The sequence below is a fragment of the Mesorhizobium sp. B3-1-7 genome, assembly GCF_006439385.1.
In the GTDB taxonomy this organism is placed as follows: domain Bacteria; phylum Pseudomonadota; class Alphaproteobacteria; order Rhizobiales; family Rhizobiaceae; genus Mesorhizobium.
Window position 1 is genome coordinate 26,535 of sequence record NZ_VFTL01000009.1, and the last position, 17,426, is coordinate 43,960.

Below are 17,426 nucleotides of genomic sequence, written 5' to 3' on the forward strand. Positions count from 1 at the left end.
TTGTGAGTCGTCAGAAATGAGGCTCGACACGCTGGAAAACGCAAATGGTCTTGAACCCATCAGCAAGCGGCCGGACGAGGACAGCGGTGGGGCGCTGGTCCCGGTTGGAAGGTTGGGCCAGCAAGTAAAGCCGTCCATCGATCCGCTGCGTATCGAAGTGCACGTAGCGCCGGCTTACATTCGGGTAGAGGCGGGGGAGTTGGCCTGATATGACGCTCCATCCCGAGGGCAATTCGTCCGAAAACGTGTCGCCGTCGTCAAGCATACTCTCTTTCAGGACTGTCGATGGATCAGCTGCGAGCGGCGCCAAGAGCATGACATCGCCGTCGAAATAATGATTGGTTCCACTCCAGCGGACAAGCTTGCGACGCACGCCGGGCGAGACCTCGATCGTCGCCACCTTGATGTCGAGATCTTGCTGCGCGGTGTCCGTGGGAAAGACGTTGGCGTTGTCGTTCGTGGAGGTGCTGACGTTCTCAAATCCTTCCTGTCGAAGACGCAGGAATTTTCGACAAAGACGCGGCTCAGTCGTTCCATGCGTCAGCAATATGGTGCCAACCGGTGGCCGGCGACCCGACGGCGCATATTCGACGCGATCGACCTTGTACCGGTTCAGTTGGAAAGGCTCATCCAGGCAGACAATGGGTCCCTTGTCCGGCGCCTCGTCTCCGACGACATGACAATAGCTAAGCCGATCCGGCCTGATCACCATCCCGATCAGCCAGCGCTTTTTGTCCGTCGCGTAGCTAGGCTTCCACTCTTTGCGCGAAAAAATCTTTCGCTTCGCAATCCAAAGGCTGAAGAAGGCTGGCGGATCGGCGCCGCCCTGACCATACCCAAAAGCCTGGTCTTGCCCATCACGGAGGCGGATCGTCCAGCCATTGACCATGGTGCAATTCGATCGACCCGTGGTAGGCGTCGCCGATAATCCCTGATCGACGCTGGTGGGCAGTCGGCGATACCCGACCGGATCTTCGTCCATCGTCAGGGTAAAGCGGATCAGCGCGACGTTACGGCCGGGTTGGCAAACAACCTCGGCATGCGGAGTGGTGTAATCGGCCCGAGCCGTGCCCGGACAGATCGATATGAAAATGAAAAAAATAAACACGGCGAAAGCTTCAAAGCCGTGGCTCAACATCTGAAGCCTTTCCTTCAGTGCACGCCGGCGCCATAAACGGGGCGACCAGATGAATGATGACGACGGTATCTAACACAAACTTTTTCCCGAAATTTCTGCAATACCAAGGACCACTGAGAAACTGTTGGAAAATTTTGTGCATGGGCGGTTGGCTTGATACCCAGATCGGAACGATGCCGAAAAGCCGACGTTGCCGAATCGCAAGCACAACACCGATAGCGAGGCGATAATGGTAGCCAAGGCGGACGTGCAAAAGTTCTTCAAGACCTACGAGAAGGTCTACAACGACGCGATCGCCGGCAATGTCGACATGGACGATTTTGGAGCGATGTATTCGACCGGATTTGTCTCGGTCACCCCGGCTGGCGTCATGGTCGGCGAGAACGGCAAGAAATTTCAAGATACGATGAGGAAGGGTTTTGAAGCCTATCGGGCGATGGGCAGCAAGACGATGACCTGCAAGGATGTCTCGGTGACGGCCATCGATCAGGACCGTTGCGTGGCCAAGGTAGAGTGGTCGGGCGAATACGAACGCAAGGACAAAAGGCTCGTGACCATCGATTTCGAAGTCGATTATCTCGTCGAAAGGCGCGAAGGCAGCCTGAAGGTGTTTGGCTGGATCGCCGGCGACGAGCAGGCGGAATTCAATAAGCACGGGCTGTTGTAAGCTCTGCCCGTCGGATTTGGTCGTGGACCAGCTGATTAAGAGTCAGCCGCTCCACCATCTCACCGGAATTTAACCGCATTGGTGCAGCATAGCGCCAATGCTAAGTGTGCCTTGATACCAAACCTTTTCATACGGTTGCCCCTATATGAGCCAGAGATCCTGCCTGTCCGTCATCCTCGCCGCCGGCGAGGGCACGCGCATGAAAAGCGCCACGCCCAAGGTGCTGCACGCCATTGCCGGCCTGCCGATGGTGGCGCACGTCGTGAAGGCCGCCGAGGCTGCCGGTGCAACCGGCGTGGCGCTGGTGATCGGCCACGGCGCCGACGAGATGCGCAACGCGGCGCAGAAATTCGCGCCCAAGGCGGAAACGTTCGTGCAGGAGAAGCGGCTCGGCACCGCGCATGCCGTGCTTGCTGCTCGCGAAGCGATATCAAAGGGTTATGACGATATTCTCGTCATGTTCGGCGACACGCCGTTGATCGATGCGCAGGCGCTGGCGGCTGCGCGGCAGAAGCTGGCGGAGGGCGCTGCCGTCGCCGTCATCGGCTTTCGTCCGCCAAGCCCGACCGGCTACGGCCGTTTGATCGAAAAGGGCGGCAAGCTCGTCGCCATCCGCGAGGAGAAGGACTGTTCCGAGGCGGAAAAGAAGATCGGCTTCTGCAATGCCGGCATGATGGCGGTGGCGGGCAAGCATGCGCTGCGGCTGCTCGACAAGGTCGGCAACAAGAACGCCAAGGGCGAGTTCTACCTCACCGACATCGTCGAGATCGCCGGCGCGGAAGGCCTCGATGTGGTGGCGACGGAAGCCAGCTTCGAAAGCGCGCTAGGCATCAACAACCGGGCCGAGCTTGCCGAGGCGGAATCGATCTGGCAGGCGCGGCGGCGGCGCGAGGCCATGCTTTCCGGCGTTACGCTGATCGCGCCCGAAACTGTCTATTTCTCGCACGATACCGAAATCGGCGCCGACACGATCGTCGAGCCGAATGTCTGGTTCGGCCCGGGCGTCAGGATCGCGTCGGGCGCCAAGATCCACGCTTTCAGCCATATCGAGGGCGCGACGATCGCCTCGAACTGCGATGTCGGGCCGTTTGCGCGGCTCAGGCCCGGCGCCGATCTTCGAAACAAGGCAAAGGTCGGTAATTTCTGCGAGGTCAAGCAGGCGACGATCGAGGAGGGCGCCAAGGTCAACCACCTGACCTATATCGGCGACGCGCGCGTGGGTGCCGCGGCCAACATCGGCGCGGGCACCATCACCTGCAATTATGACGGCTACTCGAAATTCTTCACCGACATCGGCGAGGGGGCCTTTGTCGGCTCGAATTCCTCGCTGGTGGCGCCTGTCACGATCGGCAAGGGCGGCTATATCGCCTCCGGCAGCGTGATCACCGAGAGCGTGCCGGACGACGCTCTGGCCTTTGGCCGCGCCCGCCAAAAGACGATCCCCGGCAAGGGCAAGGAACTGCGCGAGCGCTTCGCCTCGGCCGCCGCGGCGAGGAAGAAAGCGGCGGAATGATTTTCAGCGCTTCCTTGCGGAGGCGGTTGCAACTCGGTCAGATATGAACGAGTGGAAACCAGGGCCCTGAAAACCCGAGTGGTTCAGGTAACCGGATTGCAAGCGCAGTCTGGCATTGTGCACTGGCAAAGAACCGTTCCGCTGACACGGAACGAAACGCAAAGTGACTTTCGCGGCAAACCGGCAGTCCCTAGATAACGCCGGGTTTTCCGCTCGGAATCGGGGGCTATCGCATGTGCGGTATCGTTGGAATCGTCGGCCGAAGCCAAGTCGCGCCGCTCATCGTCGATGCGCTGAAGCGGCTTGAATATCGCGGCTACGACTCGGCCGGTGTCGCCACCATCGAGAAGGGCGAGCTCGGCCGCCGCCGCGCCGAAGGCAAACTCGTCAACCTCGAACGCCGATTGAAGGACGAACCGCTCGACGGCACGATCGGCATCGGCCACACGCGCTGGGCAACGCATGGCGTGCCCAACGAGACCAACGCGCATCCGCATTTTTCCGAAGGCGTCGCCATCGTCCACAACGGCATCATCGAGAATTTCGCCGAGCTGCGCGACGAGCTCACCCGCGACGGCTACAGCTTCGCCTCGCAGACCGACACGGAGGTCGTCGCGCATCTGGTGGCGCGCGAGCTCGCCAAGGGGCTGAAGCCCGTGGAAGCCGCGTATGCGGCGCTGAAGCGGCTCTCCGGCGCGTTCGCGCTGGCGATCATGTTCAAGGGCGACGAGGACCTGATCGTCGGCGCCCGCAATGGTCCGCCTCTGGCCGTCGGCCATGGCGATGGCGAGATGTTTTTGGGCTCGGACGCGATCGCGCTGGCGCCCTTCACCAACTCGATCACCTATCTCGAGGACGGCGACTGGGCGGTGGTGCGCCGCGAAAGCGTTGCGATCTACGACATCGACGGCAACAAGGTCGACCGCAAGCGCCAGCAATCGCTGTCGACCAGCTTCATGGTCGACAAGGGCAACCGCCGGCATTTCATGGAAAAGGAAATCCATGAGCAGCCGGAGGTGATCTCGCACACGCTGGCGCATTACGTGGATTTCGTCTCGGGCGTGTCGAAGCCGCTCGACCTACCGTTCGACTTCGCCAAAATCGGCCGCCTGGCGCTCTCGGCCTGCGGGACCGCCTATCTCGCCGGGCTGATCTCGAAATACTGGTTCGAGCGCTATGCACGGCTGCCGATCGATATCGATGTCGCCTCGGAATTCCGCTATCGCGAGATGCCGCTGTCGGCCAACGACGCGGCCTTCTTCATCTCGCAGTCTGGTGAGACGGCCGACACGCTGGCCTCGCTGCGCTATTGCCGCCAGGCCGGCATGAAGATCGGCGCGGTGGTCAATGTGCGCGAATCGACCATGGCTCGCGAATCCGACGTCGTGCTGCCGACACTTGCCGGGCCGGAGATCGGCGTCGCCTCAACCAAGGCTTTCACCTGCCAGCTGTCGGTGCTGGCCTCGTTGGCGGTGCGCGCAGGCGTGGCGCGCGGCACGATCTCGCGCGACGAGGAAAAGCGGCTGGTGCGCGAGCTTTCCGAGGCACCGCGCTTCGCCACCCAGGTGCTGAAGCTCGACGAGCAGATCGAACGCATCTCGCGTGAGTTGTCGCGCTACAAGGACGTGCTCTATCTCGGCCGCGACACCAATTTCCCGCTTGCCATGGAAGGGGCGCTGAAGCTCAAGGAGATTTCCTACATCCACGCCGAAGGCTATGCCGGCGGCGAGCTGAAGCACGGGCCGATCGCGCTGATCGACGAGAACATGCCGGTGATTGTCATCGCGCCGCATGACCGCATCTTCGAAAAGACGGTCTCGAACATGCAGGAAGTGGCGGCGCGCGGCGGCAAGATCATCCTGATCACCGACGCGAAGGGCGCCGCGCAGGCAGGCATCAAGACGATGGAGACGATCATCCTGCCCGAAGTGCCGGAGATCATCTCGCCGATCATCTACGCCCTGCCGATCCAGATGCTGGCCTATTTCACCGCCGTCTTCATGGGCACCGACGTCGACCAGCCGCGCAATCTGGCGAAGTCGGTGACGGTGGAGTAGGTTTCGCTACCGTTGCAAGTTGCGGATGACGCCAACGGCCCCACTTCGTCATCCACGGGCGGAGCAGGAGCGAAGCTCCTGCGCAGACCCGAGGATCCATTCCGTGGCGCAAGCCAAAGAATGCAACCCATCAGAATGGTCGCGTGATCATCCATCCGTTATCCGTCATGCATGACGGGTTATGTTTATATGACTGCGAGCAAGAAGCGCGGCACCATCTACATCGGGGTCACAAACGATCTTAGCCGTCGGATGCCGGAGCACAGATCCGGCGAAGGCTCGCGCTTTACCGGGCGCTATGGTGTGCAACGCCTGGTCTGGTACGAGGAATATTTCGACATCCGAGACGCCATCCAACGCGAGACGTCGCTGAAACGCTGGCCGCGCCAATGGAAGATCGAACTAATCGAGAAGGCTAACTCCAGAGTGGTTCGAGCTTTTCCGCGGCACGGGGTGGTAGCGCCTAATTCTGCAATGATTTGATCCGCCGCAAACGTCACGGAATGGATCCTCGGATCTACGCGCGTCGCTTCGCTCCTTGCTCCGCCCGTGGATGACGAAGGAAAGGATGTTTCGGCTAATCGTGAACGGAAGCAGCTTCCGTTTGGAACGTAAAGAGCTGTGATCTTGGCTCTGTATCATAGCATGGTACATGTCGCGAGGAGGGCCGCCCGCCTAACCTTTGAGGATACTGGGTTATGCTCAAATTTGCACGCCCCATCCACCCCGGAGAATTCCTGCGCGAGGAGTATCTGGTGCCGCTCGGCATGAGTGCCGGCGTGCTTGCGAAGAAGCTTAATCTTCCGCGCACCCGGATCGAACGCATCGTCAAGGAGGAGGTCGGTCTTACTCCGGATACGGCGCTTCGCCTCGCCAGGTTCTTCAACACCACGCCCGAGTTCTGGATGAACTTCCAGAAGGCCTATGAGTTGGAGATCGAAGCGAGCAAAATAGCATCGGAACTCGAGAAGATCGTGCCGCTGGATACAGCGGCATGACCAGCGCTCTTTAAAAACTTCGCAGTTCCAAAGCGGCTCGCGGTTCACTAATCTTAGCGACGCAACCTGCGCCGCGGTGAACCCATGTCCGACCCCCTGAAGACCTCTGGCATGACCCGGCTGAGGAACTATTTCCTGACCGGCTTTGTGGTCTGCGCGCCGCTGGCGATCACGGCCTACATCGCCTGGTCGCTGATCGGTTGGGTCGATTCCTGGGTGAAGCCCTACATTCCGGTCCGCTACAATCCCGACACCTATCTGCCGTTCCCGGTTCCGGGCTTCGGGCTGATCGTGGCGCTGGTGCTGATCACGCTGATCGGTTTCCTGACGGCGAATATCGTCGGCCGCGCCATCGTCAATTTCGGCGAAAGGCTGCTTGGCCGCATGCCGCTGGTGAGGGGCATCTACGGCTCGCTAAAGCAGATCTTCGAGACGGTGCTGTCGAACAAGGGCGACATGTTCCGCCAGGTGGGCCTCGTCGAATATCCGCGCAAGGGCGTGTGGTCGCTGGTCTTCGTCGCCAGCGAGAAGGAGACCGAGATCAACCAGAAGCTCGACCAGGAAGGCGATCCGCTGATCGCGGTGTTCATGCCTTGCACGCCCAATCCGACCACCGGCTTCCTGATGTATGTGCACAAATCGGAGATCGTGCCGCTCGACATGTCGATCGAGGACGGAGCCAAGCTGATCGTCTCGGCCGGCATGGTGGCGCCGGAGGTCAAGGCCAAGCTGGTGACGCTGAATGGCGAACCGGTCGAAGGACCGCTCGCCAATCCGCCGCTCGGCGCTCAGCCGGCGCGCAGCAGCCGCACCGCCTCGTCGCGGCCGAACAGGTAAAGCAGCAGGCGCAGCGCCTCGCCGCGCTCGGACTGCAATTCCGGGTCGCGCGACAGGATCAGCCGCGCGTCGTCTCGTGCCGCTTCCAGCAGGTCGGCATGGAATTCGATCCGCGCCACCTGGAAGCCGGGCGTGCCGGACTGCCTCGTGCCCAGCAATTCGCCTTCGCCGCGCAGTTTCAGGTCTTCCTCGGCGATCTTGAAGCCGTCCTCGGTCTCGCGCATCACCGAAAGCCGGCGTTTGGCCGTCTCGCCGAGCGGCTCCTTGTAGAGCAGCACACAGGAGGACGGCTTGTCGCCGCGCCCGACCCGGCCGCGCAACTGGTGCAACTGGGCAAGGCCGAAGCGTTCGGCATGCTCGATGACCATGATGGTCGCGTCAGGCACGTCGACGCCGACCTCGATGACGGTGGTGGCGATCAGGATGCGCGTTTCGCCCTGCTTGAAGGCGCGCATCGCCTCATCTTTCTCCGCACCCTTCATGCGACCGTGCACCAGGCCGATCCGGTCGCCGAAGAGTGGTTTCAGCGAAGCGAAACGGTCCTCGGCCGACATCAGCTTGATTTCTTCGGATTCCTCGACCAGCGGGCAGATCCAGTAGATTTTTTGCCCCTCGGCGACCGCATCGCGCATGCGTCCGACCAGTTCGTCCAGCCGCTCCATCGGCAAGGTCACGGTGCGGATCGGCTGCCGGCCGGCCGGCTTCTCGGTCAGCTTCGAGACGTCCATGTCGCCGAAGGCGGTCAACACGAGCGTGCGCGGGATGGGTGTGGCCGTCATCACCAGCATGTCGGGCGCGTCGCCCTTGGCGGTGATGGCCAGGCGCTGGTGGACGCCGAAGCGGTGCTGCTCGTCGACGACGGCCAGCACGAGATCATGGAACGTCACGCTTTCCTGGAACAGCGCATGCGTGCCGACGACGATGTCGATCGCGCCACTGGCAAGACCGGCAAGAGTCTCCGTGCGTTCGCGGCCCTTTTCGCGCCCGGTCAGAATGGCAAGGCGCAGGCCGACTTTCTCCGCCAGCGGCGCGATGGTCGCCAGATGCTGGCGCGCCAGGATTTCGGTCGGCGCCATCAGCGCCGCCTGGCCGCCGGCCTCGACCGCGCGCGCCATGGCAAGCAGGGCCACCACCGTCTTGCCCGAGCCGACATCGCCCTGCAGCAGGCGCAGCATGCGTTCGGGATCGGCAAGATCTGCGTTGATTTCGCCAAGCGCGAATTCCTGGCTGGGTGTGAGCTTGTAGGGCAGGGCCGCGCGCAGTTTCTCGACGATGCTGCCGTCGCCGACCAGCGGCCGTCCTGACAGGCGTCGCACCTTTGCCCGCACCAGCGCGAGCGACACCTGACCGGCCAGCAATTCGTCATAGGCAAGGCGCCGCCAGGCCGAGCCTTCGACGGCGACGTCGATCGGATCCGCCGGATGGTGGACACGGGCGAGCGAATCGCCAAAGGCGGGGAAGGTCTGGCGCCGCATGAAGGCGTCGTCCTGCCACTCCGGCAGCTCCGGCAGGCGGCCCAGCGCCTGACCGATGGCGCGGCGCAATACCTTGGCCGACAGCCCGGCGGTCAGCGGATAGACAGGCTCGACCAAGGGCAGGCCGTCGGCCTCGCTGGCCAAAGCGATATGATCTGGATGGACCATGGTCGGGCAGCCGTTGAACCACTCCATGCGGCCGGACACGACAACATGCTCACCAACCGGCATTGCCTTTTCGAGATAGGCGGCATGGGCATGGAAGAAGGTCAACGCGACCTCGCCGGTGTCGTCATGGGCGTAGACCCGGTAGGGCACCGACCTGTTGCCGCGCGGCGGCGGCTGGTGGCGGTCGACGCGCACTTCGAGCGTGACGATCTGGCCCTCGGCCGAAAGCGCGATGCCGGGCCGGTTGCGGCGGTCGATCACGGTGTTGGGCAGAACGAACAGAAGGTCGGCCGCGCGCGCGGCGCGGTCGCCGAGATCGGCCGGCACCACACGCTCGATCAGCAGACCGACTTTCGGGCCGACGCCGGCAAGCGAGGTAATCGGAACGAACAGGGGATCGAGGATGGTGGGACGCATCCTGTCAGCTTATGTCGCGACGGCGGCAGCGCAAAGGCTGACACCGCCCTCTATCCACGCTATATGCGCCGCTTTGGACAGGGATGCGGCGACATGACCGGAACACAGCGATCAAGCGAGGGGCTCGACGCCCGCCGCCGCAAGCTTCTGTTCCGATCCTGGCATCGCGGCATGCGCGAGATGGACCTGATCCTCGGTTCCTTCGCCGACGCCGAGATCGGCGCCTTGACCGGCGATGAAATCGACCAATATGAGAGGCTTCTCGAAATCCCCGACACCGAATTCCTGCCGATGGTCACCGGCGAACGCCCGGTTCCGCCCGATATCGACTGCGCGGTTCTGCGGAAGATCCTGGCGTCGCGCCGGACCATGACATTTTGAAAAACGCATATTCATGAGCCTCATTCCTTCCATTGGCCTGCCCAAGGGCCGCGCCGGTCAGTTCATCGTCGACGGCGTCGCCGACGGCTACGAAGCCTTCGCCCTGGTGCAGACGGCGCAGGAGATCGCGCCCGACAAGCCGGTGCTGTTCGTCGCGCGCGACGGCCAGCGGCTGCCGGCGATCATCGAGGCGCTCGCCTTTGCCGCGCCCGGCCTGCCGGTGCTGGAGCTGCCGGCATGGGACTGCCTGCCTTACGACCGCGTTTCGCCCGGCGCCGATGCCGCTGCGCGACGGCTCGACGCGCTTTCGGCCATGATCGCGCTGGCGAAGAAGCCGCATCGCGCCGTGATCCTCACCACCGCCAATGCGCTGTTGCAGCGCATCCCGCCGGCCGAGCTGATCCAAGCGCAGACTTTCCATGCCAAGCCGGGCAACCAGATCGACATGAACGCGCTGATCGCGCGGCTCGAGATCTCCGGCTTCGAGCGCGTGCCGACGGTGCGCGGCCTTGGCGAATTCGCGGTGCGCGGCGGCATTCTCGACCTTTTCGCGCCGGGCTGGAGCGAGGCGCTGCGCCTCGATTTCTTCGGCGACACGCTGGAATCGATCCGCGTCTTCGACGTGGCGACACAGCGCACCACCGGGCAGCGCAAGTCGATGTCGCTGCAGGCGATGAGCGAGGTGGCGCTGACGCCCGAAACGATCAGCCGCTTCCGCCGCTCCTATATCGAGGCTTTCGGCGCGCCGTCGCGCGACGACGCGCTCTATGCGGCGGTCAGCGAAGGCCGGCGCTTCGCAGGCATGGAGCATTGGCTGCCCTTCTTCTACGAGCGGCTGGAGACGGTGTTCGACTATCTGCCGGATGCGCCTGTCGTCTTCGACCATCTGGCGCATGAGGCGCTGGCCGAGCGCCACACGCTGATCCTCGACCACTACGAGGCGCGCCGGAAACAGGCCGACAGCGCGCTGAAGGACGCCGTGCCCTACAAGCCGGTGGCGCCGGACCTGCTCTATCTGTCGCCGGACAATCTCAAGGCTTCGCTCGGTCCGCGCGAAGACATCGACTTCACGGTCTTCGACTCGCCGGATGTCGGCGCCAAGAAGGTTTTCCACTGCGGCTCGCGGCAAGGCCGCAGTTTTGCCGAGGAGCGCGCCGACCCGAACATCAATGTCTTCGACGTCGTCGTAAAACACATTGCCGACGAGCGCGCCGCGCGCCGCCGCGTCATCGTCGCCGGCTGGACGGAAGGTTCGCTCGACCGTCTTGGCCAGATCCTCGCCGAACATCACCTCGGCAACCTGAAGCCGGTCGCGACGCTTGCCGACGTTGAAAAACTGGAACCGGGGCAGGCTGGTCTTGCCGTGCTGCCGCTCGAATCCGGTTTCGAGACCGACGATATGGTCGTCGTTGCCGAGCAGGATATCCTTGGCGACAGGCTGATCCGGCGTTCGAAGCGCAAGAAGAAGGCTTCCGACTTCATCGCCGAGGCCTCGTCGCTGTCGGCGGGCGACATCGTCGTCCATGCCGACCATGGCATCGGCCGCTTCATCGGCTTGCGCACCATCGAAGCGGTCGGTGCGCCGCATGACTGCCTCGAAATCCATTATGCCGGCGACGACCGGTTGTTCCTGCCGGTCGAGAATATCGAGCTTCTGTCGCGCTATGGCTCCGATTCGGCCGAAGCGACGCTCGACAAGCTGGGTGGCGGCGCCTGGCAGGCGCGCAAGGCGCGGCTGAAGCGGCGCCTGCTCGACATGGCCGGGCAATTGATCCGCATCGCCGCCGAGCGGCAGATGCGTGCAGCGCCCGCTATGATCCCGGCCGAAGGGCTTTATGGCGAGTTCGCGGCGCGTTTCCCCTATGAGGAGACCGACGACCAACAGACGGCGATCGATTCCGTCATGGATGATCTCGGCGCCGGCAAGCCGATGGATCGGCTGGTCTGCGGCGACGTTGGCTTCGGCAAGACGGAAGTGGCGCTGCGCGCCGCCTTCATCGCGGCCATGGAAGGGTTCCAGGTCGCGGTCGTGGTGCCGACGACGCTGTTGTCGCGGCAGCACTTCAAGACCTTCTCGCAGCGCTTTTCGGGCCTGCCGATCCGCATCGCGCAGGCGTCGCGCCTGGTGGGCTCAAAAGAATTGGCGGAAACCAAGAAGGGCATTGCCAAGGGCACGGTCGACATCGTCGTCGGCACGCATGCGCTGCTTGGGTCTTCGATCTCGTTCAAGCGTCTCGGCCTGCTGATCATCGACGAGGAGCAGCACTTTGGCGTCAAGCACAAGGAGCGGCTGAAGGACCTCAAGTCCGACGTGCATGTGCTGACGCTTTCGGCGACGCCGATCCCGCGCACGCTGCAACTGGCGCTGACCGGCGTGCGCGAACTGTCGCTGATCGCGACGCCGCCGGTCGACCGCATGGCGGTGCGCACGTTCATCTCGCCCTTCGATCCGCTGGTCATCCGCGAGACGCTGCTGCGCGAGCGCTATCGCGGCGGCCATTCCTTCTATGTCGTGCCGCGGATCAGTGACCTTTCGGAAATCCATGATTTCCTGAAGGAATCCGTGCCGGAGCTGAAGGTGGCGGTGGCGCATGGCCAGATGCCGCCGGGCGAGCTCGACGACATCATGAACGCCTTCTACGACGGCCAGTACGATGTGCTTCTGTCGACCACCATCGTTGAATCCGGGCTCGATATCCCGACCGCCAACACGCTGATCGTCCATCGCGCCGACATGTTCGGCCTGGCGCAGCTCTACCAACTGCGCGGCCGCGTCGGCCGTTCCAAGGTGCGCGCCTACGCGCTGTTCACGCTGCCGGCCAACCGCAAGCTCACCGATACGGCCGAGCGCCGGCTGAAGGTGCTGCAGTCGCTCGATACGCTGGGCGCCGGTTTCCAGCTCGCCAGCCACGACCTCGACATCCGCGGCGCCGGCAATCTTTTGGGCGAAGAGCAGTCGGGCCATATCAAGGAGGTCGGTTTCGAGCTCTACCAGCAGATGCTGGAAGAGGCGGTGGCCGAGGTGAAGGATACCGGCGAGGCGCAGGACGGCGGCTGGTCGCCGCAGATCGCGGTCGGCACCGCGGTGATGATCCCGGAAAGCTACGTGCCGGACCTGCAGCTCCGCATGGCGCTCTACCGGCGCCTCGGCGATCTCGAAACCACGGAGGAGATCGACGGCTTCGGCGCCGAGCTGATCGACCGGTTCGGGCCGCTGCCGGAAGAGGTGACGCATCTGTTGAAGATCGTCTTCATCAAGGCGCTCTGCCGCAAGGCCAATGTCGAGAAGCTCGATGCCGGGCCCAAGGGCGTCGTCATCCATTTCCGCAAGCGCGAGTTCCCCAATCCGGTCGGGCTGGTCAAGTTCATCGGCGAGCAGGGCTCGCTGGCCAAGATCCGCGCCGACCATAGCGTCGTCTTCATGCGCGACTGGCCGAATGCCGAAAAACGCCTGGCGGGATCGGCGGTGGTGATGACGCAACTGGCCCGGCTCGTCGACAAGGCCGCATAGGCACGTGAACCAGGCCTGCGGCCTGTTGCAGCGGCAGGCGCACCCTCGCAAGGAAATAGTAACCCACCCGAAAGAACGAGCGCACTTGCAGGGCGTGCGACGATTATGACCATTGCAGTATTTGTACTTGAGAGCTTCAATAGGCCAATCTAATCATCGCTGCAGGGGCTGCTTATGAACCCGCAAACTTTCGATGAATACTGGCTCGGTTACCTTGCCGGCCATTCAAAACCTTCAACCCGCTTTATCCATTACCTCGGCCTCTTCTTTGCGCCGATCGCCGGCGTCGCGGCATCCTTCCTCGTGACGTGGTGGGCCTTTCTGGTCATCATTCCCGTCTTCTACCTTGCGGCGTTGTTCACCCATCCCCTGCTTGAGCACAACAGCAACAAACCTTTCGCGGAACGGCCCTTGTGGAGCGCCATTGCGCTGCTTCGCATGCTCGCGCTCGATTTGACGGGCGGTCTTGGCCGCCAGCTCAGACGTCTGAAGGACGCCGGCAGATAGGCATGGAAACCGCGGTTGTCGCTGCCTGTTCGGCCGTGCTGATGCTTGGCGCCGGATTCCATGTCTACTGGGCCTTCGGCGGCCGCATCGGCGCCGGCGTTTCACTGCCTCAACGCGAGGACGGCAGTCCGGCGGTGAAGGAGACGGCCGTCGGTGCCCTGGCGGTCGGTCTGGTCCTGGCGCTGGTCCTGCTTCTCCTTCTTGGTTTCGCCGGCCTGATCCGCCTGCCGCTGCCGCACTGGCTGCTGAAGACGGCCCTTATCCTGTGGGCGGCCATATTCACCCTGCGGGCATTGAGCTGGTCGCGATATTTCGGGCTGTTCAAGCGGGTCAGGAACACGCGTTTCGCCAGATATGACAGCCTGCTTTACAGCCCATCTTGCCTGTTGTTGGGGTTGGGCTTGTTCCTGCTCGCGCTGGCGGACACGGCATAGCGAGGCGGTGGAACCATTCGCCACTGCTGAAAAACCCGGCTAGAATAGGCAATCGGCTTCGTGTAAGGAGCCGCGACCTCTTATCGAGGCTGGAATGGCGGGCAAGCGCGTTCGCCGGTTTGTTTTGACGCAATTCCGACGGAAATTTCACAGTTTTCCCGGGGGTTGCTCCGAAAGGGCGTTTGGGTGCAGCGATGACGAAATGGTCGCCGAATTCGTGGAGAGCAAAGCCGATCAAGCAGGTCCCGGCCTATCCGGACCTTGCCGCTCTGAAGGCCACGGAAGCACAGCTTGCCACCTTCCCGCCGCTGGTTTTTGCCGGCGAGGCGCGCAAGCTGAAGAAGCAGCTGGCGGCGGTGGCCGCCGGCGAAGCCTTCCTGCTCCAGGGCGGCGACTGCGCCGAGAGCTTTGCCGAGCATGGCGCCGACAACATACGCGACTTCTTCCGCGTCTTCCTGCAGATGTCGGTGGTGCTCACCTTCGCCGGCGCGCAGCCGGTGGTGAAGGTCGGCCGCGTCGCCGGCCAGTTCGCCAAGCCGCGCTCGTCCGACAACGAGACCAAGGCCGGCGTGACGCTGCCGAGCTATCGCGGCGACATCATCAACGGCATCGAGTTCGACGCAAAGTCGCGCATTCCGGATCCTGCCCGGCAGGAGATGGCCTACCGCCAGTCGGCCGCGACGCTCAACCTTCTGCGCGCCTTCGCGCAGGGCGGCTATGCCAGCCTGGAGAATGTGCATCGCTGGATGCTCGGCTTCGTCGCCGACAGCCCGCAAGGCGAGAAATACGGTGCGCTCGCCAACCGCATCACCGAGACAATGGAGTTCATGCGCGCGGTCGGCATCACGTCGGAAACCAATTTCGCGCTGCGCGAGACGGATTTCTACACCAGCCACGAGGCGCTGCTGCTCGGCTACGAGGAGGCGCTGACGCGCGTCGATTCGACCTCCGGCGACTGGTACGCGACCTCGGGCCATATGATCTGGATCGGCGACCGCACCCGCCAGCCGGATCACGCGCATATCGAATATTGCCGCGGCATCAAGAATCCGCTCGGCCTGAAATGCGGTCCGTCGCTGACACCGGACGGCCTCATGGAACTCATCGACCTGCTCAACCCCGACAACGAGCCGGGCCGCCTGACGCTGATCGCGCGCTTCGGCTCGGACAAGGTCGCCGAGCACCTGCCGAAGCTGGTTCGGGCGGTCAAGAAGGAAGGTCGCAACGTCGTGTGGTCGTCCGATCCGATGCACGGCAACACGATCGAGGCGGCGGGCTACAAGACGCGGCCGTTCGATCGCATCCTCAAGGAAGTGCAGACCTTTTTCGAGGTGCACCGCGCCGAAGGCACGCATCCGGGCGGCATCCATGTGGAGATGACCGGCAAGAACGTTACCGAATGCACGGGCGGCGCCCGCGCCATCACGGCGGAAGACCTGCAGGACCGCTACCACACCCATTGCGATCCGCGCCTCAACGCCGATCAGGCGATCGAGCTCGCCTTCCTCGTCTCGGACCTGCTCAAGAAGAGCCACCCGGTGCAGCACAAGCAGGCCGCCATCGCCTGAACAGGGCCTGATGCCGGATCATCATCGGAGGCGCTGGCGCGAAGCCGGCGCCTTTTCAATTTGGGCAGGTAGGTTTCAACCGCCGGCTATTCGGGGTCGGCTCATTCCGGATCGGGCGGTCCGGGAGGATTGCCCGGGAAGCTGGTTCTACCGGGCGGAATGACGGCAAAGTTGATCTCCAGGGGCGGTCCCTTGAGCGACCAGTTGAATGCCACCGTCTTGACCGGCAGGCCAGCGGTCCAGGCCTCCTGTTGCGGAGAAAGTTTCCAGCCGCGCGGCCATACAAGCAGCATGCCCTGATCCCGCAGCCGCTGGTCCGTGATCCAGGGGGCGAGACGCCTGTCGAGGGTCGTGAAGATCGAAGGCTGGTCCGGGGCTTCCAGTCCGGCAAGCCTGGCCGTGCCATCGTCGCCGCCGACAATGCCCAGCGGCGCGGACACCGCCTCGTGCCAGATTGCATCGGCCGTCAGCGAAATCGGCCGCGCCGGCCAGCACATTGGCTGCAGTCGGCCGAGTATGTTGCAACTGGTCCAGCGGGTCGCCGCATAGGCGCTCGACACGCCGACCACGCATAGCAGCGCCAGCACCGCCAGCCGGCGCAATTCCGTTGGTCCCAGCCGCCGGCCCAGAAGCGCGATCGCCAGGACGCCGACGAGATTGTACATCGTCGCGCCCCAGGCTTCGCCGGTGCCGGTAAACAGCGATGCGGCCATGATCAGGAGCGCCGGCCCTAGACCCATCCATGCCAGGTAGGCAACCGCGCGCCGCTCGGGAGCAAGGTAGGCCGGCAAGGGGTCTTGCACGGGCCTGGGCTGCCGTCGCAACAGGCCGGAAATAGCCAGAACGACGGGAACAGCGGCAAGCCCGGCAAGCTGAACGCCGATATAGTAGAGCCGGGCGCGGTTGGCGATCACCCAGGCGTTACGATGCTCGGCATAGGTCAGCGGCAGGAAATCGAGGCGGACGAGCGCCACCGCCAGCGGCGCCACGACGCCAAGAAAAACCGCGAGGCCGAGCCACGGCCATGGCGTGGCGAGCCGGCTTCGGGCACGGGTGTCGCACAAAATCCAGATGCCGCCGAAGGCCAGCAGAAGAGCCGTCGAGAACTTGGCGTAGAGCCCAACGCCGGCAACGAGGCCGAGGGCGAGCCACCAGCCCGGCCGCCCGTCGCGCGCCGCGCGCCATAGCAGCCAAGAGGTCGCGGCCCAGAAAGGCATCTGCGCGTAGTCATGGTTGAATTGCGGGGTGGGCCAGCCGAAGAAATAGATCGCGGGCATCAACAACACGGCGGCGAGCGCACGGGTCGGGCCCATGATGTCGCGCGCGAGCAGATAGACCAGGACAAAAGTCGTCGAAACCATCAGCTGCGACAGCATGTATTGCGGCCAGCGGAACGAGCCGGTCAGGAGATGGCTGATCTCGAGCAGCCAGCAGGGAAGCTGCGGGTGCTTGTAGGTCAGCAGCACCCATTCGCGACCCCACAGGAAACCTTCGACGACGTCGCGCGGCGGTCCAACATTGACGATCGCCGGCATCACGGTCCAGCAGGCGATCTGAATCAGACACAAAAGCGCCAGCAATCGCCATGGGTGCCGGACCAGGCTGTTCCAGATCGAAGACAGATCGTCTTCAGCCGCGGCCGCGGCAGGCCAGACATTCACGGATTCGCTGGTTCTCGACATGCGGGCCTAAAATCACACCGGTGGATTGCTGAACAGTCCGATAGCAAAAGCTTACGAAAATGTATGCTGCCGC

General features: G+C 63.3%; 13 protein-coding genes and 1 pseudogene. 11 read left to right on the forward strand and 3 right to left on the reverse strand.

The annotated features are described in order from the left end of the window. Positions 1–10: 10 nt before the first annotated feature. Positions 11–1,138 carry a hypothetical protein gene (locus FJ417_RS09705; protein WP_140783240.1) on the reverse strand — a complete coding sequence of 376 codons (1,128 nt, stop codon included), beginning with the start codon at positions 1,136–1,138 and terminating at the stop codon, positions 11–13. 229 nt (positions 1,139–1,367) lie between these two features. Here FJ417_RS09705 and FJ417_RS09710 point away from each other — a divergent pair, with 229 nt between their 5' ends. The 6 genes and pseudogenes from FJ417_RS09710 to FJ417_RS09735 all read left to right on the forward strand — a co-directional run bounded on the left by FJ417_RS09710 (position 1,368) and on the right by FJ417_RS09735 (position 7,210). Next, positions 1,368–1,805, forward strand: coding sequence for a nuclear transport factor 2 family protein (locus tag FJ417_RS09710; protein ID WP_140646170.1), 438 nt, complete (start codon positions 1,368–1,370; stop codon positions 1,803–1,805). Between the two features lie 145 nt (positions 1,806–1,950). Then, entirely contained in the window at positions 1,951–3,318 is a 1,368-nt protein-coding gene (gene glmU, locus FJ417_RS09715) for a bifunctional UDP-N-acetylglucosamine diphosphorylase/glucosamine-1-phosphate N-acetyltransferase GlmU (protein ID WP_140783241.1), read from the forward strand. A gap of 233 nt (positions 3,319–3,551) precedes the next feature. Further along, positions 3,552–5,375 (forward strand): glutamine--fructose-6-phosphate transaminase (isomerizing), encoded by a 1,824-nt coding sequence (gene glmS, locus FJ417_RS09720; RefSeq protein WP_140783242.1) that lies wholly within the window; start codon positions 3,552–3,554, stop codon positions 5,373–5,375. A gap of 171 nt (positions 5,376–5,546) precedes the next feature. Further along, positions 5,547–5,835, forward strand: a pseudogene (locus FJ417_RS09725) (GIY-YIG nuclease family protein). Positions 5,836–6,073: 238 nt separating this feature from the next. Continuing rightward, positions 6,074–6,373 (forward strand): HigA family addiction module antitoxin, encoded by a 300-nt coding sequence (locus FJ417_RS09730; RefSeq protein ID WP_140627430.1) that lies wholly within the window; start codon positions 6,074–6,076, stop codon positions 6,371–6,373. Between the two features lie 84 nt (positions 6,374–6,457). Beyond that, positions 6,458–7,210, forward strand: a complete 753-nt coding sequence (locus tag FJ417_RS09735) for a DUF502 domain-containing protein (RefSeq protein ID WP_140783243.1) — start codon at positions 6,458–6,460, stop codon at positions 7,208–7,210. On the opposite strand, the gene recG is transcribed toward FJ417_RS09735, so the two are convergent. Beyond that, positions 7,162–9,270: an ATP-dependent DNA helicase RecG gene (gene recG / locus FJ417_RS09740; protein WP_140783244.1), complete on the reverse strand. Its 2,109-nt coding sequence runs from the start codon at positions 9,268–9,270 to the stop codon at positions 7,162–7,164. The two genes, FJ417_RS09735 and recG, sit on opposite strands and share 49 nt — an antisense overlap. A 93-nt stretch (positions 9,271–9,363) precedes the next feature. Between recG and FJ417_RS09745 the strand changes: the two genes are divergently transcribed. The 5 genes from FJ417_RS09745 to FJ417_RS09765 all read left to right on the forward strand — a co-directional run bounded on the left by FJ417_RS09745 (position 9,364) and on the right by FJ417_RS09765 (position 15,671). Further along, positions 9,364–9,651: a succinate dehydrogenase assembly factor 2 gene (locus FJ417_RS09745; RefSeq protein ID WP_140646163.1), complete on the forward strand. Its 288-nt coding sequence runs from the start codon at positions 9,364–9,366 to the stop codon at positions 9,649–9,651. A gap of 13 nt (positions 9,652–9,664) precedes the next feature. Next, complete coding sequence (mfd, locus tag FJ417_RS09750) at positions 9,665–13,162, forward strand: transcription-repair coupling factor (protein ID WP_140783245.1); 3,498 nt, start codon at positions 9,665–9,667, stop codon at positions 13,160–13,162. Positions 13,163–13,336: 174 nt separating this feature from the next. Further along, on the forward strand, positions 13,337–13,669 hold the full coding sequence (locus FJ417_RS09755; protein WP_140783246.1) for an Mpo1-like protein: 333 nt from the start codon (positions 13,337–13,339) through the stop codon (positions 13,667–13,669). 2 nt (positions 13,670–13,671) lie between these two features. Continuing rightward, positions 13,672–14,103, forward strand: coding sequence for a DUF3995 domain-containing protein (locus FJ417_RS09760; protein ID WP_140783247.1), 432 nt, complete (start codon positions 13,672–13,674; stop codon positions 14,101–14,103). A 194-nt stretch (positions 14,104–14,297) separates the two neighbouring features. Beyond that, positions 14,298–15,671 carry a 3-deoxy-7-phosphoheptulonate synthase class II gene (locus FJ417_RS09765; protein WP_140646160.1) on the forward strand — a complete coding sequence of 458 codons (1,374 nt, stop codon included), beginning with the start codon at positions 14,298–14,300 and terminating at the stop codon, positions 15,669–15,671. Positions 15,672–15,772: 101 nt separating this feature from the next. On the opposite strand, the gene FJ417_RS09770 is transcribed toward FJ417_RS09765, so the two are convergent. Further along, positions 15,773–17,353 (reverse strand): glycosyltransferase family 39 protein, encoded by a 1,581-nt coding sequence (locus FJ417_RS09770; protein WP_140783248.1) that lies wholly within the window; start codon positions 17,351–17,353, stop codon positions 15,773–15,775. Between the last annotated feature and the right edge of the window lie 73 nt (positions 17,354–17,426).

Coding starts and splice junctions, on each gene's coding strand:
- glmU (WP_140783241.1), top strand. CDS start 1,951: ATGAGCCAGAGATCCTGCCTGTCCGTCATCCTCGCCGCCGGCGAGGGC.
- recG (WP_140783244.1), bottom strand. CDS start 9,270: ATGCGTCCCACCATCCTCGATCCCCTGTTCGTTCCGATTACCTCGCTT.
- glmS (WP_140783242.1), top strand. CDS start 3,552: ATGTGCGGTATCGTTGGAATCGTCGGCCGAAGCCAAGTCGCGCCGCTC.
- FJ417_RS09735 (WP_140783243.1), top strand. CDS start 6,458: ATGTCCGACCCCCTGAAGACCTCTGGCATGACCCGGCTGAGGAACTAT.
- FJ417_RS09770 (WP_140783248.1), bottom strand. CDS start 17,353: ATGTCGAGAACCAGCGAATCCGTGAATGTCTGGCCTGCCGCGGCCGCG.
- FJ417_RS09755 (WP_140783246.1), top strand. CDS start 13,337: ATGAACCCGCAAACTTTCGATGAATACTGGCTCGGTTACCTTGCCGGC.
- FJ417_RS09760 (WP_140783247.1), top strand. CDS start 13,672: ATGGAAACCGCGGTTGTCGCTGCCTGTTCGGCCGTGCTGATGCTTGGC.
- FJ417_RS09710 (WP_140646170.1), top strand. CDS start 1,368: ATGGTAGCCAAGGCGGACGTGCAAAAGTTCTTCAAGACCTACGAGAAG.
- FJ417_RS09705 (WP_140783240.1), bottom strand. CDS start 1,138: ATGTTGAGCCACGGCTTTGAAGCTTTCGCCGTGTTTATTTTTTTCATT.
- FJ417_RS09730 (WP_140627430.1), top strand. CDS start 6,074: ATGCTCAAATTTGCACGCCCCATCCACCCCGGAGAATTCCTGCGCGAG.
- FJ417_RS09765 (WP_140646160.1), top strand. CDS start 14,298: ATGACGAAATGGTCGCCGAATTCGTGGAGAGCAAAGCCGATCAAGCAG.
- FJ417_RS09745 (WP_140646163.1), top strand. CDS start 9,364: ATGACCGGAACACAGCGATCAAGCGAGGGGCTCGACGCCCGCCGCCGC.
- mfd (WP_140783245.1), top strand. CDS start 9,665: ATGAGCCTCATTCCTTCCATTGGCCTGCCCAAGGGCCGCGCCGGTCAG.